12 protein-coding genes are annotated in these 19,730 nt (G+C 69.3%); 8 read left to right on the top strand and 4 right to left on the bottom strand.

What is annotated here, in order from left to right:
* Positions 1-74: 74 nt before the first annotated feature.
* Positions 75-1,322, top strand: coding sequence for a lactonase family protein (locus WS46_RS04460; RefSeq protein WP_156443073.1), 1,248 nt, complete (start codon positions 75-77; stop codon positions 1,320-1,322).
* 101 nt (positions 1,323-1,423) lie between these two features.
* On the opposite strand, the gene WS46_RS04455 is transcribed toward WS46_RS04460, so the two are convergent.
* Positions 1,424-6,250: a DNA translocase FtsK gene (locus tag WS46_RS04455; RefSeq protein ID WP_059689418.1), complete on the bottom strand. Its 4,827-nt coding sequence runs from the start codon at positions 6,248-6,250 to the stop codon at positions 1,424-1,426.
* Positions 6,251-6,430: 180 nt separating this feature from the next.
* The gene (locus tag WS46_RS04450; protein WP_059527312.1) at positions 6,431-6,976 is read right to left on the bottom strand and encodes an META domain-containing protein; all 546 of its coding nucleotides are present in this window, start codon (positions 6,974-6,976) and stop codon (positions 6,431-6,433) included.
* A gap of 215 nt (positions 6,977-7,191) precedes the next feature.
* Between WS46_RS04450 and purT the strand changes: the two genes are divergently transcribed.
* From purT to WS46_RS04430, 4 genes are all read left to right on the top strand, one after another.
* Positions 7,192-8,406 (top strand): formate-dependent phosphoribosylglycinamide formyltransferase, encoded by a 1,215-nt coding sequence (gene purT / locus WS46_RS04445; protein ID WP_059689417.1) that lies wholly within the window; start codon positions 7,192-7,194, stop codon positions 8,404-8,406.
* 18 nt (positions 8,407-8,424) lie between these two features.
* A complete protein-coding gene (locus WS46_RS04440) occupies positions 8,425-8,619 on the top strand; it encodes a DUF6726 family protein (protein ID WP_059527306.1) in 195 nt (64 codons plus the stop codon).
* Positions 8,620-8,701: 82 nt separating this feature from the next.
* Entirely contained in the window at positions 8,702-9,085 is a 384-nt protein-coding gene (locus WS46_RS04435; RefSeq protein ID WP_059689416.1) for an MliC family protein, read from the top strand.
* Between the two features lie 431 nt (positions 9,086-9,516).
* A complete protein-coding gene (locus tag WS46_RS04430) occupies positions 9,517-11,064 on the top strand; it encodes a DEAD/DEAH box helicase (RefSeq protein WP_059528283.1) in 1,548 nt (515 codons plus the stop codon).
* Between the two features lie 245 nt (positions 11,065-11,309).
* Here WS46_RS04430 and gluQRS read toward each other — a convergent pair whose 3' ends face one another.
* Complete coding sequence (gene gluQRS / locus WS46_RS04425) at positions 11,310-12,203, bottom strand: tRNA glutamyl-Q(34) synthetase GluQRS (RefSeq protein WP_059689415.1); 894 nt, start codon at positions 12,201-12,203, stop codon at positions 11,310-11,312.
* Positions 12,204-12,225: 22 nt separating this feature from the next.
* A complete protein-coding gene (locus WS46_RS04420; protein WP_059689414.1) occupies positions 12,226-13,080 on the bottom strand; it encodes a sulfurtransferase in 855 nt (284 codons plus the stop codon).
* 222 nt (positions 13,081-13,302) lie between these two features.
* On the opposite strand from WS46_RS04420, the gene dnaE reads away from it, so the two are divergent.
* The 3 genes from dnaE (at position 13,303) to WS46_RS04405 (ending at position 19,619) form a co-directional block, all read left to right on the top strand.
* Entirely contained in the window at positions 13,303-16,836 is a 3,534-nt protein-coding gene (dnaE, locus tag WS46_RS04415) for a DNA polymerase III subunit alpha (RefSeq protein ID WP_059689413.1), read from the top strand.
* 319 nt (positions 16,837-17,155) lie between these two features.
* Positions 17,156-18,244, top strand: a complete 1,089-nt coding sequence (locus tag WS46_RS04410; protein WP_059689412.1) for a glycosyltransferase family 9 protein — start codon at positions 17,156-17,158, stop codon at positions 18,242-18,244.
* Positions 18,245-18,440: 196 nt separating this feature from the next.
* Positions 18,441-19,619 (top strand): glycosyltransferase family 9 protein, encoded by a 1,179-nt coding sequence (locus WS46_RS04405; protein WP_059689411.1) that lies wholly within the window; start codon positions 18,441-18,443, stop codon positions 19,617-19,619.
* The last annotated feature ends 111 nt before the right edge of the window (positions 19,620-19,730 follow it).

Here is a 19,730-nt window from a genome sequence, read left to right as displayed (position 1 = left end):
GCGGCGGAGCGCATGAACGGCCGGCGTTTCGTCCTATCTCAACACTTGAAGCGACTCGATGCAAGGAGGATTCAATGCCCAGCCGTTTACGCGAGCGTGACGCACGCGCTTCGACACGAGGGTTCCCGCTTAGGCTCGCTCACTGGATGAAAGGTTTCGCGATCGTGCTGTCCTTGTCCGCGACCCATGCCTTCGCTCAACAATCGCCGGCACCGGCCGACGGCGTCTACAACCTGCTCGTCGGCACCTATACGGGGCGCGGCAGCGACGGGATCTACGTTTACCGCTTCGATACGAAAACGGGCAGTGTCGCACCCGTGTCGTCGGCGAAGACCGTGAATCCGTCCTACCTGTTGCCGAGCCGCGACGGTCGCACCGTCTACGCGGTCAACGAACTGCCCGGCGACAACGGCCCGGCGACGCAGCGCGGCGGCGTCAGCGCGTTCGGCTTCGATCCGAAGACGGGTGCGCTGACGTTCATCGACCGCGTGTCGTCCGAAGGGAACGATCCTTGCTATCTCGCGCTGTCGCCGGACGGCAAGTACCTCGTCACGGCCAACTACTCGGTCGCGGCCGATCCGGGCGGCAGCTTCGCCGTGTTCCCGGTCCGCGACGGCGGTGCGGTCGGCCCGGCCGCGCTGACGGTGCATCACGAAGGCACGGGGCCCGTGAAGGGGCGCCAGGACGGCGCGCACGTGCACTCGACGGTGTTCTCGCCCGACGGCCGTTACCTGTTCGTCCAGGACCTCGGCGCGGACAAGATCTACGGCTACCGCTACACGGTCGACGGCAGCCGCGGGCTGATCAGCCCGACCGACACGCGCTACACGCCGGTGAAGGCCGGCTCCGGCCCGCGTCACATGGTGTTCGGCGCCGACGGCCGGTTCGCGTACGTGACGAGCGAGCTCAACGCGGCGGTCGAGGTGTTCGGCCACCACGACGGCAAGCTGACGCCGGTCGAGTCGCTGCCGATGACGGTGCCGGGCTTCAAGGGCAAGGTGGGCGGCGGCGCGATCCACCTGTCGCCGGACGGCCGCTTCCTGTACGCGAGCAACCGTGGCGACGTGAACGAAATCGTGATCTACGCGGTGAACAAGGCCGATGGCCGGCTGAAGACCGTCGGGCGCCAGTCGAGCCTCGGCAAGACGCCGCGCGAATTCCTGATTGATCCGACCGGCAAGTGGCTGATCGTCGGCAACCAGGACAGCGATACGTTCTACGTATTCAGTCGCGACGTCGAAACGGGGCAGCTCGGCCCGAATCCGCAGAAGGTGGCGCTCGGCAGCCCGGTCGATTTCAAGCTGGTGCCGGTGGCGCAGTAAATGGAGAAAGGGCGCTGCCTCGGCAGCGCCCTTTCTTCGTTCGGGCGGCCGCTTGCGCGGGGCGCCCGTATCGGTCGTCGTCGGCCGCGCGGCCGCCGTGCTCAGTCGGCCGCGGCCGGCACGAGCACCTCGCGGCTGCCGTTGATCCCCATCGGCGACACGAGCCCGGCTGCTTCCATCTGCTCGACGAGGCGCGCGGCGCGGTTGTAGCCGATGCGCAACTGGCGCTGCACCGACGAGATCGACGCGCGCCGCGTGCGCACGACGAACGCGACCGCTTCGTCGTACAGCGGATCGGCTTCCGCATCCGGCGCGTCGCCGAACAGGTCCTGCGTCGCGCCGTCGGCGGCCGGGCCGTCGAGAATCCCTTCCTCGTACTGCGGCTCGCCGAACTGCTTCAGGTATTCGACGATCCGGTGCACTTCCTCGTCCGCGACGAACGCGCCGTGCACGCGCTGCGGGTAGCCCGTGCCCGGCGGCAGGAACAGCATGTCGCCCTGGCCGAGCAGCGATTCGGCGCCCATCTGATCGAGGATCGTGCGCGAGTCGATCTTCGACGACACCTGGAACGCGACGCGCGTCGGGATGTTCGCCTTGATGAGGCCGGTGATCACGTCGACCGACGGGCGCTGCGTCGCGAGGATCAGGTGGATGCCGGCCGCGCGCGCCTTCTGCGCGAGACGGGCAATCAGCTCCTCGATCTTCTTGCCGGCGACCATCATCAGGTCGGCCAGCTCGTCGATCACGACGACGATCAGCGGCAGCTTCGACAGCGGCTCGGGATCGTCGGGCGTCAGCGAGAACGGGTTGCCGATCTTCTTTTCCTTCGCTTCAGCGTCGCGGATCTTCTGGTTGAAGCCCGCGAGGTTGCGCACGCCGACGGCCGACATCAGGCGGTAGCGCTTCTCCATTTCGCCGACGCACCAGTTCAGCGCATTCGCCGCGAGCTTCATGTCGGTGACGACCGGCGCCAGCAGGTGCGGGATGCCTTCGTAGACCGACAGCTCGAGCATCTTCGGGTCGATCATGATGAGCCGCACGTCCTCGGGCGTCGCCTTGTACAGCAGCGACAGGATCATCGCGTTGATCGCGACCGACTTGCCCGAACCCGTCGTGCCGGCGACCAGCATGTGCGGCGCCTTCGCGAGATCGGTGACGACCGGGTGGCCGGTAATGTCCTTGCCCATCGCGATCGTCAGCTGCGACGCCGAATGCTGGTACTGGCGCGATTCGAGGATTTCCGACAGACGGATCATCTGGCGTTTCGCGTTCGGCAGCTCGAGGCCCATGCAGGTCTTGCCGGGAATCGTCTCGACGACGCGGATCGACGTGAGGCCGAGGCCGCGCGACAGGTCCTTCATCAGGCCGACGATCTGGCTGCCGCGCACGCCGAGCGCGGGTTCGATCTCGAAGCGCGTGATCACCGGACCCGCCGATGCGCCGACCACGGTCACCGGCACCTTGAACTCCTGCAGGCGCTGCTCGATGACCTGGGCGGTCTGCGCGAGGTGTTCCTCGGTGATCGTTTCGATATCGTCGGAGGCGGGCTCGAGCAGGTCGAGCGTCGGCAGTTCGACGTTGAACGACGCGGGTGCGTGGAATTCGAACGCGTTCGGGCGCGGCTGGCGCGCGGGTTCGGCCGATGCATCCGGGGCCGGGGCGCTCGATTCCGCCGGTGCCGGCGGCACGGGGGCCTCGGACAGCGTCGTGTCCGGCGGCGGTGCAGTCGTGACGGCCGGGATGGCGATGCCGGTTGCCGCGGGCATTGCGCCGGTGCCGGGCATGATGGACCAGCTCGCCGATGCAGCAGCGGGGGCCGGCGGGGTGGTGAACGACTGGGCCTGCGGCGCCGGTGTGGACGCGATGGGTTGTGCAGGTGTCGCCGTGTCGATGGATCCGCCCGGTGTGGAGAAGGTCGGCATTGCCGACACAGACGCGGTCGCGGAGGTCGGGGGCGCGGCCGATGCCGTCGCGGGGGCGGTCGTGGCGAAGGAGGCCGGCGTGCCACCCGTCGCTGCAGGCACGCCGCCGAACGCGGCGGGTGCAGCGGCAACGATCGTGCTCGTCGGGGCGAGCGCGCCGGAAGACGGCGCCGGGGTGACCGCAGCGGTGGCGGCAGGCGCGATGCCGGGTGCTGCCTGCGCTGCTGCGGGCGGTGTGGCCTGCGTGCCGGTCGACCAAGCGTCAGGCGTGCGGTTCGCCGGTGCTGCCGAAGGCGTGGCCGATGCGGTCGACGTTGCGGTAAATGCGCTGCCGGACGGGGCGCCAGACGCGACGGCAGGCGACACCTGCGTGCTTTGCGCCGAATACGATCCGGTTGCGGTGAAGGACGTGCCGGTCGATGCGGATGCGGACGCGGCCGGCTGCACTGTGGCCGGACCGGAAGCACTCATTGCGGGCGTCGGGGCAGACATCGCCGCCACACCTGGCGCGGTTACACCGGGGGCTCCGGTCGCAACCGTCGGGGCAGACATCGCCACGGGTGCGGACGGCTGCGCGGCGGGCAGGACGGCGGCACCGGTCGAAGGCGTTTGGGCGGGTGCCATCGGTGCGGGCGTCGGCGTGACCGCGGCCGATGCCGCAGCCGGCACGTGACCGCTGGAACCGTGTGCGGTCCCCGTGGCGCCCATCGTCGCGGACGGCTCGGCCGATACAACGGGCGCCGCCGATGCGGAGGGTTGTGACGGCGACCAGGAGGTCGTGCCCGTCATGCCGGAGAACGAATGCGTCGCGGCGGCCGGCGTGCTGTTCGACGTGTTCGTCGGCGCGGGTGCCGGGGCAGCAGAGCCCGGCGTGGTCCCGACGCGCGACGACGCGGAAGTTGCCGGAATCGTCAGCGCACCAGAGGAGGTTTCCGCGGACAACGGCTTCGACCACGACGCAGACGCAGGTTCCGCCATCGCGGAGATCGATGCCCCCGACGCAGGTGGCATGGCGGATTGCGTGCCGGCAGCCGACGGTGCGGTTTCTCCGGCGTGCTTTGCTGCCGCATGCCAGGCCGTTCCCGTCACGGCGCCGGCCGGTGCGGTGGTCGACGTGTCCGGGGCCGCCGGCGTCGCTGCCGCGACGGGCATGGCATCGGCAAGCGGCGACGTCGGCGTTGCCGCGATCGACGAAGCGGGAAGGGGAGTGGTCGGCGCGACCTGCTGGACAGGTTTCACGACGTTCTGAGCCGCGTGCGTGTCCTGTTTTGTATCGACCGATACGGTGGTATCGGCCGGCGGTGTGGATTGCGACTGGACCTGACCGATCGTCCCTGCGGCCGTTGCCGCATCCTTCGCGTCGGCGGTGCGGCCCATGCCGCTTGCCGTCGAAGTGACGCTGACCGCATGCGAATTGACAGCCTCGCTCGTCGTCCCAGACTCATCCGCATCGGACAGCGGCGCGGCAATCGGGCTTTCATGCGATGCGTCGAGTCCGGAAACCGGCGGGCTGACGATGTCTTCCCACGGTGCGAAGTCGATCGGTGAATCGAATGCCGGCGCGGCGGGAGCATTGGCGTCATGCCGATGCTCGCCTTCCGCATGACGCGTCGGTGCATCGGTCTCGACGCCGCGATCCGGTGTGGCATGCCGTGCAGTTTCGCCGACGGTCGGAATGCTCGAGCCAACATCGACAACGGGCATGCGCGTGCTCGGCTCGGCCGGCATGAATGCATCCAGCACGATCGGTGCGTCGTCGTATGCCGGCGTGGCTTCGTGCGTGTCCGGAACGTCTGCGTCGCGGGGCGCGGCCTGAAGCGCGCCCGCAACGACCCCGGCGGGTACGGCCGTCGATGCCGACGCCGACGCCGCGACGCTCGCTGCCGCCGCAACCGCGGCGGCCGTCGCCGGCGCCGCATCGGGCGCCCGCACGTCGTCGAGCGTCGCCCATTGCGCGGTGCTGGCCTCGATCGAGCGCAGCGTGTCGTGAACGCTCGGCGCCGGCGTGATCGGCTCCGCGGGCTGCTGCACCCATGCGTAGAGCGGCGCGCGCGCGGGGACCGCTGGCGCGGGGCGGCGCCGTGCGGCGTCCGGCGACTGGCCGGCGGCGCCCGCCGCTGGGCGCGCGGGCGTACGCGGCGGCGTCACGCCGGCCGAGCGCGGCGTGACCGCGGCACGCGGCGCGGCCGGCTGCTTCATTGCGGCTGCGGGCGCGCGCGCGGTGGTCGGTTGCGGCCGAACGGGCTCGAACCCGGCCGGAAGCGGGGCCGGGTTCGGGCGCGGCACCTGTGCATTCGCTGCGGCTCGCGCGAGGCTGGCGGTGCTGCCGGTCGTCGGCGGCGGCATGGCGCTCGTCGTTCCCGCTGCGGGCGGCGGGGGCATGCGATGGGCCGACGTCGGCTTCAGCCAGCCCGACGACGCAACGGGCTCCGCGAGCGGACGCGGCGCTGCGTTGCCGCGCGGCTTCGGCCGGGCCTGCGGATCGGGTTTCCACAACGTCGGGCGCGAATAGCGGCCGTTCTGCCGCGGCGCCATCGAGTTGACGGTATGCGCGGTGGTCGGCTGCACGATGTCGTCGTCGCGATGCAGCGCGCTGCGCGGCAGGTCGGCGACGCCGCGCACGTCGTCGTCGTCGACGTCGCGCGCGAGCTTGACGCCGAACGACGTGTCGACCCACGCGGCGAACTGCCGCCAGCCGATGCCGGTCAGCCACGGCAGGCCGGCGAAGAACAGCACGACCATCGCGACCGGCGTACCGATCGGGCCGAGCACATGCGCGAAGCCGTTCGAGAGCGCGTGGCCGAGCGCATTCGTGTCGGGGCCCGACAGCGGGCTCGTCAGCGCGCAGCTCGCGACGAACACGGCCGCGAAACCGAGCCACAGGCGAATCGAGCCGCGGCCGGCGAGTCCGCCGCCGCCGGGCAGCATCGCCTGAACGAGACGCCAGATGAGAAGGAGGAACCAGACGGCGGAGATGCCGAACCAGCCGAAGACAACCGTGTGCATGCTTTGATGAAACAGGAAGAGGGCGGGGAGCGCGGTGCGCGACCCGCCGAGTTTAACCGGCCGGCGAACAGGACTCTAAGGCGGCATGAAGGCGTCGACGCGCTTCCAGGCCGCGGGACGCGTGCGTCCGGGATTCGCGCGTGGCGAAGGCGGCCGGTCGGCCTTCGCCCGCGCGCTGCATCAGGGGCTCCGGCGCGTGAAGGTCAGCGTCGCGCCGGCTTCGGTCACGATCTGCAATTGCTGCGGCTCGCGCATCTGCACGCCGGTCTTCTCGATGTGCGCGAGCGCATCGAGGTACGCGTGTTCGAGCTGGCCGCCGAGTGCGTTCGGGCATGCCATGCGCGTGCCGGCCAGCGGCCCGAAGCTCAGCAGACCGTTCTTGAGCGCGTAGGTGCCCATGTAGCGGTTGCAGCCGGAAAAGCCGCTGGCGCGCCGGACGCCCGATTCGGTGGACAGCGCGAGCTTGATCGGCTCGCCGTTGTCGCCGTGCGGAATCGTGCGCGGCGTGCCGTCGGCGTTCACCCAGCTCGTGAGCTCCCAGCTCGTGTCGTCGAGCAGCTGGACGGCGGCGGGGTTGTACGGGTCGGGTGCGGGGGCGGCGGAATCGGGGTGGGTCGGCATCGCGCAGGCGGCGAGAAGCGTGGCAAGCGTCAACGCGCAGAGCGGCGCGCGCAGCGGGCGAAGCAGGCCGGTGCGTGCGCGTGCGGCGGCGGACAGGTGGGACATGAGCCTCGTTCCTCATCGGATTCTGATCAAGGCGTAAGAGTAACGCACCCGCCCCGCGCGAGGCGAGCCGACACTTCGCGCGTGAAAACGTTCGCAAGCCGCCGGCGGGCTTCACGCGGCGACGCGCGACGCGACGAAACCGCCCGGACCGGCACGGGTGCGCGTGTTAACATCGGAGCCGTTTTCGTCCTCCAACAGAACCAGCGGGAAATCACATGCAGATCGGTCAGCGGCTCGGTACGCCGCTTTCACCCTCGGCCACGCGCGTCATGCTGCTCGGCGCGGGCGAACTCGGCAAGGAAGTCATCATCGCGTTGCAGCGTCTCGGCGTCGAAGTCGTCGCGGTCGACCGCTATCCGGACGCGCCGGGCCACCAGGTCGCGCATCGCGCGCACGTGATCGACATGACCGACGCCGCCGCGCTGCGCGCGGTCGTCGAGGCAGAGCGCCCGCACCTGATCGTGCCGGAGATCGAGGCGATCGCGACCGATGCCCTCGCGGCGATCGAGGCGGCCGGCCTGGCCGAGGTGATCCCGACCGCGCGCGCGACGCAGCTCACGATGAACCGCGAAGGCATCCGCCGCCTCGCGGCCGAGGAGCTCGGCCTGGCGACTTCGCCGTATGTGTTTGCCGAGTCGTTCGACGCGTTCAGCGCGGCCGTCGCGAAGATCGGCATGCCGTGCGTCGTGAAGCCGGTGATGTCGTCGTCGGGCAAGGGGCAGTCGGTCGTGCGGACCGAGGCCGACGTGAAGCCCGCCTGGGATTACGCGATGGCGGGCGGCCGCGTGAACCACGGCCGCGTGATCGTCGAGGGCTTCATCGATTTCGACTACGAGATCACGCAGCTGACCGTGCGCGCGATCGATCCGGCGACGCTCGAGACGCGCACCTACTTCTGCGAGCCGGTCGGGCACGTGCAGGTGGCGGGCGATTACGTCGAATCGTGGCAGCCGCAGCCGATGAGCGCCGTCGCACTGGAGAAGTCGCGCGAGATCGCGCACAAGGTGACCGAGGCGCTCGGCGGGCGCGGGCTGTTCGGCGTCGAGCTGTTCGTGCGCGGGGACGACGTCTGGTTCTCCGAGGTGAGCCCGCGGCCGCACGACACCGGTCTCGTGACGCTCGCGTCGCAGCGTCAGTCGGAGTTCGAACTGCACGCGCGCGCGATTCTCGGGCTGCCGGTCGATCCGACGCTCGGCTCGCCGGCCGCGTCGGCGGTGATTTACGGCGGGCTCGACGAGCGCGGCATCGCGTTCGAGGGCGTGCGCGACGCGCTGGCCGTGCCGGGCGCCGACCTGCGCCTGTTCGGCAAACCGGAAAGCTTCGTGAAGCGGCGCATGGGCGTCGCCGTCGCGACCGGCGCGACCGTCGACGAAGCCCGCGAACGCGCGAAGCGCGCCGCGGCGGCCGTGCGGCCCGTGTCGGCGCGCTGACCGGATCGGGAGCACGCGATGGCGTCGACATGGCGGCGGATCGGCCGTATCGGCAAGGTGGGCGCCGCGCTGGCGCTGGTCGCGAGCCTCGCGGGGTGCGGCCTCGCGGCCGCGCCGTGCCGGGTCGCATCGGCCGGGCTGAAGATCGTGCCGGTCGTCGGCCATGTCGCGGCCGCGCCGACCGACGCGTGCGCCGACGTCATCGATCCCTGAGCGACGAACGCTCAATCCATGACCAACGATAACCGCGCGTCCCGCGAGGGCGCGCTTCCACCCGTCTCGTGAGAGGACCTGCATGATTCGCCAAACCTTCGCCGCGCTTGCGCTGGCCGGCACCGCCGTTTCCGCCGCGCATGCCGCGCAACTGACCGTCGAGGAGATCGACGCCGATTCGCGCCAGCAGGCCCTCTATCAGTGCGCGAACCAGAAGCAGCCGGTGCGCGTGTCGTACTGGCGCGCGGGCAACGGCCAGAGCTTCGCGCTGGTGCCGGTCAACGGGCAGCAGCTGCTGTTCGTCGATACCGTTTCGGCGTCGGGCGTGCGCTACCAGGCCGGACGCTATACCTGGTGGACGAAGGGCAAGGAAGGGACGCTGCGCGACGAGATCGCCGACCAGAATGCGGCACCGCTGCTGGGCGACTGCGTGCAGGTCGAGAAGAAGAAAAAGAAGAAGGGCTGAGCGCCGCGCGCGATCGGATACGCCGTGCCGGCGTGCCGATTGCCGCGTTCGATGCGGGCTGCCGGGTTCGACCTCCAGCGGATCGCGGGGCAGGCGGCGCCCGGGCTCGTCGACCGCTTGCCGATTTTCCGAAGTGCACGCCCGGAATTCGACCCCTATTTCTGCCCATCAGCCGATCGGGATAGCCCGGTCGCTCGACGCATCCGCCCGCGCCCGGGCTGCCGGCGCTCGCCGCGAACCGCTACCGAGGGCGTTCGCGGCGTTGTCACGGACAGATTGCTGCGCAGTGCTACAATACGCCCCTTTCCGCCGGCATTCGCGCCGAACGGAGTCCGCACGGCCTGTGGCGCCCGATGTTCGAAATGAACCGGTCCCAAGCGCCAGAGCGGCGCCGCGCGGCGCGCCGCGGCTCCGTCTACTTCCGAAATGTGATGAGCGCAGGCCCGGCCGGCCTGACGCACGATGTCCCCGCCGCGCCTTTTGAGCGAAACGCCACCATGTCCGATTCAGTCGCCAAGCCAGCCGACGCAACCTTCGATCAATTCGGCCTTGCCGCCGATATCCTGAAAGCCATCGCGGAGCAGGGCTATACGACGCCGACGCCGATCCAGGCGCAGGCCATTCCGGTCGTGCTCGCCGGCCGCGACGTCATGGGCGCCGCGCAAACGGGCACCGGCAAGACCGCGAGCTTCTCGCTGCCGATCCTCCAGCGGCTGCTGCCGCAGGCCAACACGAGCGCATCGCCCGCGCGCCACCCGGTGCGCGCGCTGATCCTCACGCCGACCCGCGAGCTCGCCGACCAGGTCGCCGCGAACGTGCACGCGTACGGGAAGCACACGCCGCTGCGCAGCGCGGTGGTGTTCGGCGGCGTCGACATGAACCCGCAGATGGCCGAGCTGCGCCGCGGCGTCGAGATCCTGATCGCGACGCCCGGCCGCCTGCTCGACCACGTGCAGCAGAAGACGGCAAACCTCGGGCAGGTGCAGATGCTCGTGCTCGACGAGGCCGACCGGATGCTCGACATGGGCTTCCTGCCGGACCTGCAGCGCATCCTGAACCTGCTGCCGAAGGAGCGTCAGACGCTGCTGTTCTCGGCCACCTTCTCGCCGGAAATCAAGAAGCTCGCATCGACCTACCTGCGCAACCCGCAGACGATCGAGGTCGCGCGCAGCAACTCGACCAACGCGAACGTCACGCAGATCGTCTACGACGTCGCCGAAGGCGACAAGCAGGCCGCCGTCGTGCAGCTGCTGCGCGATCGCGGGCTCAAGCAGGTGATCGTGTTCTGCAACAGCAAGATCGGCGCAAGCCGGCTGGCCCGCAATCTCGAGCGCGACGGCGTGGTCGCGTCGGCGATCCACGGCGACAAGACGCAGATCGAGCGGATGCAGGCCCTCGACGCGTTCAAGCGCGGCGAAATCGAGGCGCTGGTCGCGACCGACGTGGCGGCGCGCGGTCTCGACATCGCCGAACTGCCGGCCGTGATCAACTTCGACCTGCCGTTCAACGCGGAAGACTACGTGCACCGGATCGGCCGCACGGGCCGCGCAGGCGCGACGGGCGATGCGCTGTCGCTGTGCAGCCCGAACGAGCGCAAGCAGCTCGCCGATATCGAGAAGCTGATCAAGCGTCCGCTCGACGTGCAGACGCTCGCGCTCGACAAGCCGGCGCGCCATCGTCACGACGAGCGTGGCGGCGATCGCGGCGGTGAGCGTGGCGGCGAACGCGGCGGCCGCCGCGAGCGCGACGAGCATCGCGGTGCGTCGGGGCGTCGTTCGGGCGGTTCCGAGCGCGGCGGCCATCACCGTCGTCACGAGGCGCCGGTCGACGATTTCTTCCTGAAGCCGTACGAGCCGTCGGCGCCGGCGAATCAGCCGGAAGAGACGAAGTCCGCGCAGCAGCCCGAGAAGAAGGGGCCGAAGCGTCAGGTCGCCGCGCTGCTCGGCGGCTTCGGAATGCCGCGCAAGCCGTCGGCGTAAGCGTGCGGTTCCGGCGGTCGGTGCAGCGCGCGAGCGCTGCCGCGGAAACGGGTGCATGCGATGAGCATGTGCCCGTTTTTCATTGGGCGAGACGATTCGTGACGAGGCAGCCGGGAGGAGGGATGACTGATCGCGTGGGCGGGGGGCTTCGGTGCAGCATCGTCAGCGCGCGTGCAGTTTCGGGTCGATTCAGCGCTGACGGATGCCGGAACGCGGTCGTTGCGAACCGGGATTCCGCGAACGGCTCAGCCGGCGTGTGGCCCGAAGCGACGCGCCCACGCATCGGTCGCGGTCGCGTAGAACGCATCCATCGTGTCGCCCGATGGATCGCCATCGGCGGCAAGGCCGAGATGCATGGCGGCGGCCCGCAGCGCCGGCAGCGGATCGTCGCGCTGGAGCGCGATCGCGCCGGTCTGCTTGCTGAGCTTTTCGCCGTTCGCGTCGACGACGACGGGCACGTGCAGGTATTCGGGCGTCGGCACGCCGAGACAACGCTGCAGGTAGATCTGGCGCGCGGTCGAATCGAGCAGGTCGGCGCCGCGCACGACGTGCGTGATGCCCGCGTCGGCATCGTCGACCACCACCGCGAGCTGATACGCCCATTGGCCGTCCGCGCGCTTCAGCACGAAGTCGCCGACGTCGGTCGCGAGATTCTGCGCTTGCGTGTGCTGCCAGCGGTCGTCGAACGTGACGATCGCATCGTCGCCGTCCGGCACGCGCAGCCGCCACGCGCGCGCGGGCTTGCCGTGCAGGCCGGTGCGGCAGGTGCCCGGGTACGCGAGCGTCGTGTGGCGCTCGTGCGCGGCACGTAGCGAATCGGCGATTTCCTTGCGCGTGCAGCCGCACGGGTAGACGAGCCCTGCGTCGACGAGCCGGTCGAGCGCGGCCGCATAGTTGGCCTCGCGCGTGCTTTGCCACACGGGTGGCTCGTCGGGCGTCATGCCGAAATGCGCGAGCGTCGCGAGGATGTCGTCGGCGGCGCCGGGCACCGTGCGCGGGCCGTCGATGTCCTCGATGCGCACGAGCCATGCGCCGCCGTGCGCGCGCGCGTCGAGCCAGCTCGCGAGCGCACCGACCAGCGAGCCGAAATGCAGCGGGCCGGTGGGCGACGGCGCGAAGCGGCCGCGGTAGCCGTTCATCGGGGCGCGGAGCGACGCGCGCTTACGCGGCGCTGGCGGCCTGCGCGCAGGCCGGGCACGACTGGCCTGCCACGTAGCTCGGCGATTGCTGGGCTTCCGGCGTGACGACCGCGCGGCACGCGAAGCACGTGACGTTTTCGGTCGGCTGCAGTTGCGGATTCAGCGCGGTGCGGTAGTCGAACACGAAGCAGTCGCCGTGATAGTGCGCGCCGCCGACTTCCTCGAAATACTTCAGGATCCCGCCCTCGAGCTGGTACACGTTCTCGATGCCGATTTCCTTCATGTGGATCGCCGCCTTCTCGCAGCGGATGCCGCCCGTACAGAACGACACGACCGTCTTGCCCTCGAGATCGGCGCGGTTCGCGTCGATCACTTCCGGGAACTCGCTGAACTTGTCGATCCGGTAGTCGAGCGCGTCGTCGAACGTGCCGACGTCCACTTCGAACGCGTTGCGCGTGTCGAGCATCACGACCGGGCGGCCGGCATCGTCGTGGCCGCGGTCGAGCCACGCCTTCAGCGTGCGCGCGTCGACCGACGGCGCGCGGCCGAGCTCCGGCTTGATCGCGGGCTTCTTCATCGTGATGATCTCGCGCTTCAGGCGCACGAGCATCCGGCGGAACGGCTGCGAGTCGGACAGGCTCTCCTTGAACTGCAGCGTCGCGAATTTGCCTTCGAACAGCGGATCGTGGCGGATGTAATCGATGAACGCTTCGGTCGCTTCGCGCGGGCCGGCGATGAACAGGTTGATGCCTTCCGGCGCGAGCAGGATCGTGCCGCGCAGGCCGAGTTCGTTGCAGCGGGCGGTGACGAGCGGGCGCCATTGCTCGGTCGCGTCGAGCGACACGAAGTGGTAGGCGGCAAGGTTGACGATGGTCATGATGGTCCGACGGGAAAACGGCCGCGGCCGTGCGGCGGGCGCACGGCGGCCCCGCAAAAAAGGGTGCGAAGCCGGGGCGATGATTCGAAAACCCGTATTATCCCGCAAACTGCGCATGCGCCGGCACCTGACCGTTCGGCCAACGTCGCGCGCATCGGCCGAACGGCCGGGCGCGGGGATTTTTTGGGCAGCCTTCGCGACGACGCGGCTACAATATCGCCCATGTCAGATCCCCGCTTCGTCCATCTTCGCGTTCACTCCGAATTCTCGATTGCCGACGGCATCGTGCGTCTCGACGACATCGTCAAGGCGGCGGCCGCGGACGGTCAGGGCGCGCTCGCCCTCACCGATCTCGGCAACGCATTCGGCCTCGTCCGTTTCTACCAGGAAGCCCGCGGCAAGGGCATCAAGCCGATCGCCGGCTGCGACGTCTGGATCACCAATCCGGACGATCGCGACAAACCGTCGCGCCTGCTGCTGCTGGTGAAGGACAAGGTCGGCTACCTGAACCTGTGCGAACTGCTGTCGAAGGCATGGCTCACGAACCAGTATCGCGGCCGCGCGGAACTCGACGCGAGCTGGCTCGACGGCGAGCTCTCGCACGGGCTGCTCGCGCTGTCGGGTGCGCAGCAGGGCGATATCGGGCTCGCGTTCGCGGCCGGTAACGAGGAAGCCGCGCGCCGGCATGCCGAGCGCTGGGCGAAGATCTTCCCGGGCGGTTTCTACATCGAACTGCAGCGCTACGGCCAGCCGGGCGCCGAGGCGTACATCCAGCAGGCCGCGACGCTCGCCGCGTCGCTGAAGCTGCCGGTCGTCGCGACGCATCCGACGCAGTTCATGACCGACGACGACTTCACCGCGCACGAGGCGCGCGTGTGCATCTCGGAAGGCGACATGCTCGCGAATCCGCGACGCCAGAAGCGCTTCACGACCGATCAGTATTTCCGCACGCAGGACGAGATGGCCGCGCTGTTCGCCGACTTGCCGTCGGCGGTCGCGAACACGGTCGAGATCGCGAAGCGCTGCAACCTGAAGCTCGAGCTCGGCAAGCCGAAGCTGCCGCTGTTTCCGACGCCGGACGGCATGTCGCTCGACGACTACCTGGTCCAGCTGTCGAAGGAAGGGCTCGAGAAGCGCCTCGAGCAGCTGTATCCGGATGCGGCGGAGCGTGAAGCGCAGCGCGACACGTACTACAAGCGGCTCGAGTTCGAGTGCGGGACCATCACGAAGATGGGCTTCCCGGGCTACTTCCTGATCGTTGCGGACTTCATCAACTGGGCGAAGAACAACGGCGTGCCGGTCGGCCCGGGCCGCGGCTCGGGCGCCGGTTCGCTGGTCGCGTACGCGCTCGGCATCACCGATCTGGACCCGCTGCGTTACAACCTGCTGTTCGAGCGATTCCTGAATCCGGAACGCGTGTCGATGCCCGACTTCGACATCGACTTCTGCCAGCACGGCCGCGATCGCGTGATCCAGTACGTGAAGGAAAAATACGGCGCGGACGCCGTGTCGCAGATCGCCACCTTCGGCACGATGGCCGCGAAGGCGGCCGTGCGCGACATCGGCCGCGTGCTCGACCTCGGCTACATGTTCACCGACGGCGTCGCGAAGCTGATTCCGTTCAAGCCCGGCAAGCACGTGACCATCGCCGACGCGATGAAGGAAGAGCCGCAACTGCAGGAGCGCTACGACCACGAGGACGAAGTGCACCAGCTGCTCGACCTCGCGCAGCGCGTCGAGGGCCTGACGCGTAACGTCGGGATGCACGCGGGCGGCGTGCTGATCGCGCCCGGCAAGCTGACCGACTTCTGTCCGCTGTACACGCAGGGCGACGACGGCGGTGTCGTCAGCCAGTACGACAAGGACGACGTCGAAGCCGTCGGCCTCGTGAAGTTCGACTTTCTGGGTCTCACGACGCTGACGATCCTCGACTGGGCCGAGCGCTACATCCGCCGTCTCGATGCGTCGAAGGCCGACTGGTCGCTCGCGCAGGTGCCGCTCGACGATCCGGCATCGTTCCAGATCCTGAAGAAGGCCAACACGGTCGCCGTGTTCCAGCTGGAAAGCCGCGGGATGCAGGGCATGCTGAAGGACGCGCAGCCCGACCGCTTCGAGGACATCATCGCGCTCGTGTCGTTGTACCGTCCGGGCCCGATGGACCTGATCCCGAGCTTCTGCGCGCGGAAGCACGGCCGCGAGAAGGTCGACTATCCGGATCCGCGCGTCGAACCCGTCCTGAAAGAGACCTACGGCATCATGGTCTATCAGGAGCAGGTGATGCAGATGGCGCAGATCATCGGCGGCTACTCGCTCGGCGGCGCCGACCTGTTGCGTCGCGCGATGGGCAAGAAGAAGCCCGAGGAGATGGTCAAGCACCGCGAGATCTTCGCGGAGGGTGCGGCGAAGAACGGCCTCACGCGCGAGAAGTCCGACGAGATCTTCGACCTGATGGAGAAGTTCGCGGGCTACGGCTTCAACAAGTCGCACGCGGCGGCCTACGCGCTGCTCGCGTATTACACCGCGTGGCTGAAGGCGCACCATCCGGCCGAATTCATGGCGGCCAACATGACGCTCGCGATGGACGACACCGACAAGGTGAAGATCCTGTTCGACGACTGCGTCGTGAACAACCTCGTCGTGCTGCCGCCGGACATCAACCAGTCGCATTACCGGTTCGAGCCCGTCGCGGAAGCCGACGGCAAGCGCTCGCGCACGATCCGCTACGGTCTCGGCGCGGTGAAGGGCAGCGGCCAGAACGCGATCGAGGAAATCCTGCGCGCGCGCGAGGAAAAGCCGTTCACCGACCTGTTCGATTTCTGCGAGCGGATCGACCGGCGTGTCGTCAACCGCCGCACGGTCGAGGCGCTGATCCGTGCCGGCGCATTCGATTCGCTGAACGCGAATCGCGCGCAGATGCTCGCGTCGGTGCCCCTCGCGATGGAAGCGGCCGAACAGGCCGCGGCGAACGCGATGCAGGCCGGCCTGTTCGACATGGGGGCCGAGTCGCCGCACGCGCATGCGCTCGTCGACGAACCCGCGTGGGACGACAAGCGTCGCCTGCAAGAAGAGAAGGGCGCGCTCGGCTTCTACCTGTCCGGCCATCTGTTCGATGCGTATCGCGACGAAGTGCGCCGGTTCGTGCGGCAGAAGGTCGGCGACCTGAAGGAAGGGCGCGACAAGCTCGTCGCGGGCATCATCGCATCGCTGCGTACGCAGATGACCCAGCGCGGCAAGATGCTGATCGCGTTGCTCGACGACGGTTCGGGCCAGTGCGAGATCACGATCTTCAACGAGCAGTTCGAGGCGAACAAGGCGCTGTTCAAGGAAGATGAACTGCTGATCGTGCAGGGGCAGGCACGCAACGATGCGTTCACCGGGGGCATCCGTTTCACGGCCGACACGGTGATGGATCTCGAGCGTGCGCGCAGCCGCTACGCGCAGGCGGTGCGGCTCACGATGAACGGCAATGCGGATGCGGCTGCGCTGCGCCGCGTGCTCGAGCCGCACGTGTCGAAGGACGATCCGGCGGCCGCGCAGGCGGTCGAGGCGCCGGCGCCGCGCGGCGGCGGGCGCGACGGCGGCCGTCGCCCGCAGGCGCCGCTGCCGAACGGGCTCGCGGTCCAGGTTCACTACAGCAACGCGCGCGCGCAGGGTGAAATGCGTCTCGGCGACGCGTGGCGCGTCAAACCGAGCGACACGCTGCTCGCGGAGTTGCGCGCGACGTTCGACGGCAGCATCGTCGAAATCACGTACTGAGCGGTCGCCGCCCGACGGTCGTCTGCACGGCCCGTCGCATCGCCATCGTGCGGTGCGGCGGGCCGTTTTCATTTCGGCGGGTGCTTGGGGCCGTCATCCGGACGCTATACAATCCGTCGCGCGCGACGCAAATGCGGCGCCGGCCGGGGCATGTCCGCCGGCCGGGGCGATTTCGCGCGGGTGAAAACGGGGGCGGTTCAGCGCGGCACGCGAGGCGGCGCGGTGCCGCGAGCGACCACGCGACGAGGCCGGCACGGAGAAGGGCGCCGTGATGCCGGTCGGTACGCGACGATAAAAAACCGACAGCACGACTACAACAATGGCCAACGGGAAACCGATGAGGCGGATCCTCGTGATCCGGATTGATTTTCTGGGCGACATGCTGTGCACGACCGCTTTCCTCGGCGCGCTGAAACAGCGCTGGCCCGGTGCGGAACTGCACGTCGTCGCGAACCGCTACAACGCGGCCGCGCTGGTCGGCAACCCGGACGTGGACGCGGTCCATACCTACGTGTACAGCCGTCAGTGCGAGCGCAACGACCGCCCGGGACGGATGCGCGCGCTCTTCGACAGGCTGCGGCTCGTGCGCCGGCTGCGCCGCTTGCGGTTCGACCTCGTGGTCGTGCCGAACGGCGGCATGCATCGCAGCAGCATCCAGTTCGCGCGACAGCTCGGCGTGAAGGATTGCCGCTGGCACGATGCCGATTCAGAATTCGACGATCGCAAGCCCGAACACGTCGCGTCGCGGCCGATGTGCCATGAGGCGCTGTCGGGATTCCGGCTCGTGCCCGAGCTCGGCCGCACCGGGCTCGACGGTCTCGAGCTGTCCGTCCACCCGGACCGCGCGCTGCAGGAAACGTGGTATCGGCTGCTCGGGCCACGCATGAAGCCGCGCGTCGGGCTCTTCGTGTCGAACAAGGCGGCGGAGCGGCGCTGGCCGGCCGATCGATGGCGCGACCTCGCCCGGCGGCTCGCACCGCTCGCCGACGTGATCGTGTTCCGCGATCCCGCCGTGTCGGCCGCGGCCGACCACGACACGTGGCGGGACGTGGACGCCCGGCATGTCGCGCCGTCGTCGGTCGCCGAACTGGTGGCCGCCGCGAGCCTGCTCGACGCGATCGTGTCGGCCGACAGCGCGCCCGTGCATCTCGCGTCGGCGCTCGGCGTGCCGGTCACCGCGCTGTTCGAGGACCGTCCCGAGAAATACCGGCGCTGGCATCCGCTCGGCGTGCCGCACATCATCCTGCGGGCCGGCGCGACGGTCGACGCGATCGGCGTCGACGCGCTCGAGCGCGCGGTGCTTCATCTGTTGATGCCGGCCGGACAGCCCGAAGCAGCGATGGACGGCGCGGTGCGGCTTCCGGCTACTGCCTTCGCGGCACCTGCAGTCGACGCAATCGTTTCGTAGCCACCGGGACGCCAGGCGGCACGATGGCCGCAAACCCCGCCGTGCGCGGCGCGTCGTTGTCTGCCGCGATACCGGACGGGTGCCCCCAATTTCCGACCGCGACGCGTTGTCGACGCCTGCGCCCGACGCCACGCCACCGGCCGCAAAATCCTGTACATTGCGAGCCTTGTCCAGCCAGCTAGACGGAACGATCGCCGTGGCCCTGTTTTCTTCCGCCCGCCCGCCCAGAACCATCCTCGTCGCAGCCCCGCGCCGTATCGGCGACGTGCTGCTGACGACGCCGCTCGTGCGTTCGCTGAAGGCGCGCTGGCCCGACGCGCAGATCGACATGCTGGTGTTTCGCGGCACCGAGGGTGTGCTGGAACACAACCCCGACGTGCGGCGCGTGATCGTCGTCGCGCAGCGTGCGGGATTCCGGGAGCGTTTGCGCGACGCGCTGTCGATGTGGCGCCGCTACGATCTCGCGTGCGCGGCGCTGAGCTCCGACCGGCCGCGTTTCTACAGCTGGTTCGCCGGCCGCAAGCGCGTCGGCCTCGTCGATCCGAACCGCGTCACGTGGCTGACTCGAATGATGCTGAACGGCATCGCGATCAATCATCACGAATCCGCGCATACGGTCGTCAGCACGCTCGCGCTCGCACCGGTGATCGGCATCGAGCCGGTATCCGAGGTCGTCGCGCCGGGCATCGGCGACGATCCCGCGCGGCGCGCGCGATTCGACGCGTGGCTGGCCGAATCGCCGGCGATCCGCGACGGCAAGCCGCTCGTCGTGCTGCATCCGTATCCGATGTTCCGCTACAAGCAATGGCGGCTCGAGGGCTGGGTCGAGATGATCGAATGGCTGCGCGCGCAGGGGTTTGCGATCGCGCTGTCGGGCGGCCCGGCCGATCGCGAGCGCGAGTACGCGGAGCAGGTCGCGGCCGAGGCGGGCGGCGACGTGCTGAATCTGGTCGGCCGCCTGACGTTCGGCGAAAGCGCGGAACTGGTGCGGCGTGCGCGGCTCTTCATCGGGCCCGATACGGGCGCGACGCACGTTGCGGCCGCGACGGGCACCGACACGATCGCGCTGTTCGGTCCGTCCGATCCGGTGCGCTGGGGGCCGTGGCCGCAGCACTGGCCGGCGACGGAGAACCCGTGGGCGTTGCGCGGCTCCGCGAGGCACGGCAACGTGTGGCTGCTGCAGGGCGAAGGCGATTGCGTGCCGTGCCGGCACGAAGGCTGTGAGCGCCATGTCGACAGCCATAGCGATTGCCTCGTCAATCTCGGCACGCAGCGTGTGAAGGCGGCGGCCGCCGAGATGCTCGGGCTGAATCCGCCGGGCGCCGCCGACGCGGTCGTCGACACGTCGCGCTTGCATCGCGCGCGTTCCGACTGACGACGCCTGAAGGCCTGACGTTTCCTGATTTGAAAAGCGGGGGAGCGGCGACGCGTCGACGGCGCGCGGCCGTGTTTCCGGCAGCGGCGCGCGTGCGCCGCCACCGCAGCC

The organism is Burkholderia sp. RF4-BP95 (assembly GCF_001521985.1).
Lineage (GTDB): Bacteria > Pseudomonadota > Gammaproteobacteria > Burkholderiales > Burkholderiaceae > Burkholderia > Burkholderia diffusa.
Note: the sequence above shows the minus strand (reverse complement) of the source record. Positions and strands in the feature narration are given on the sequence as shown.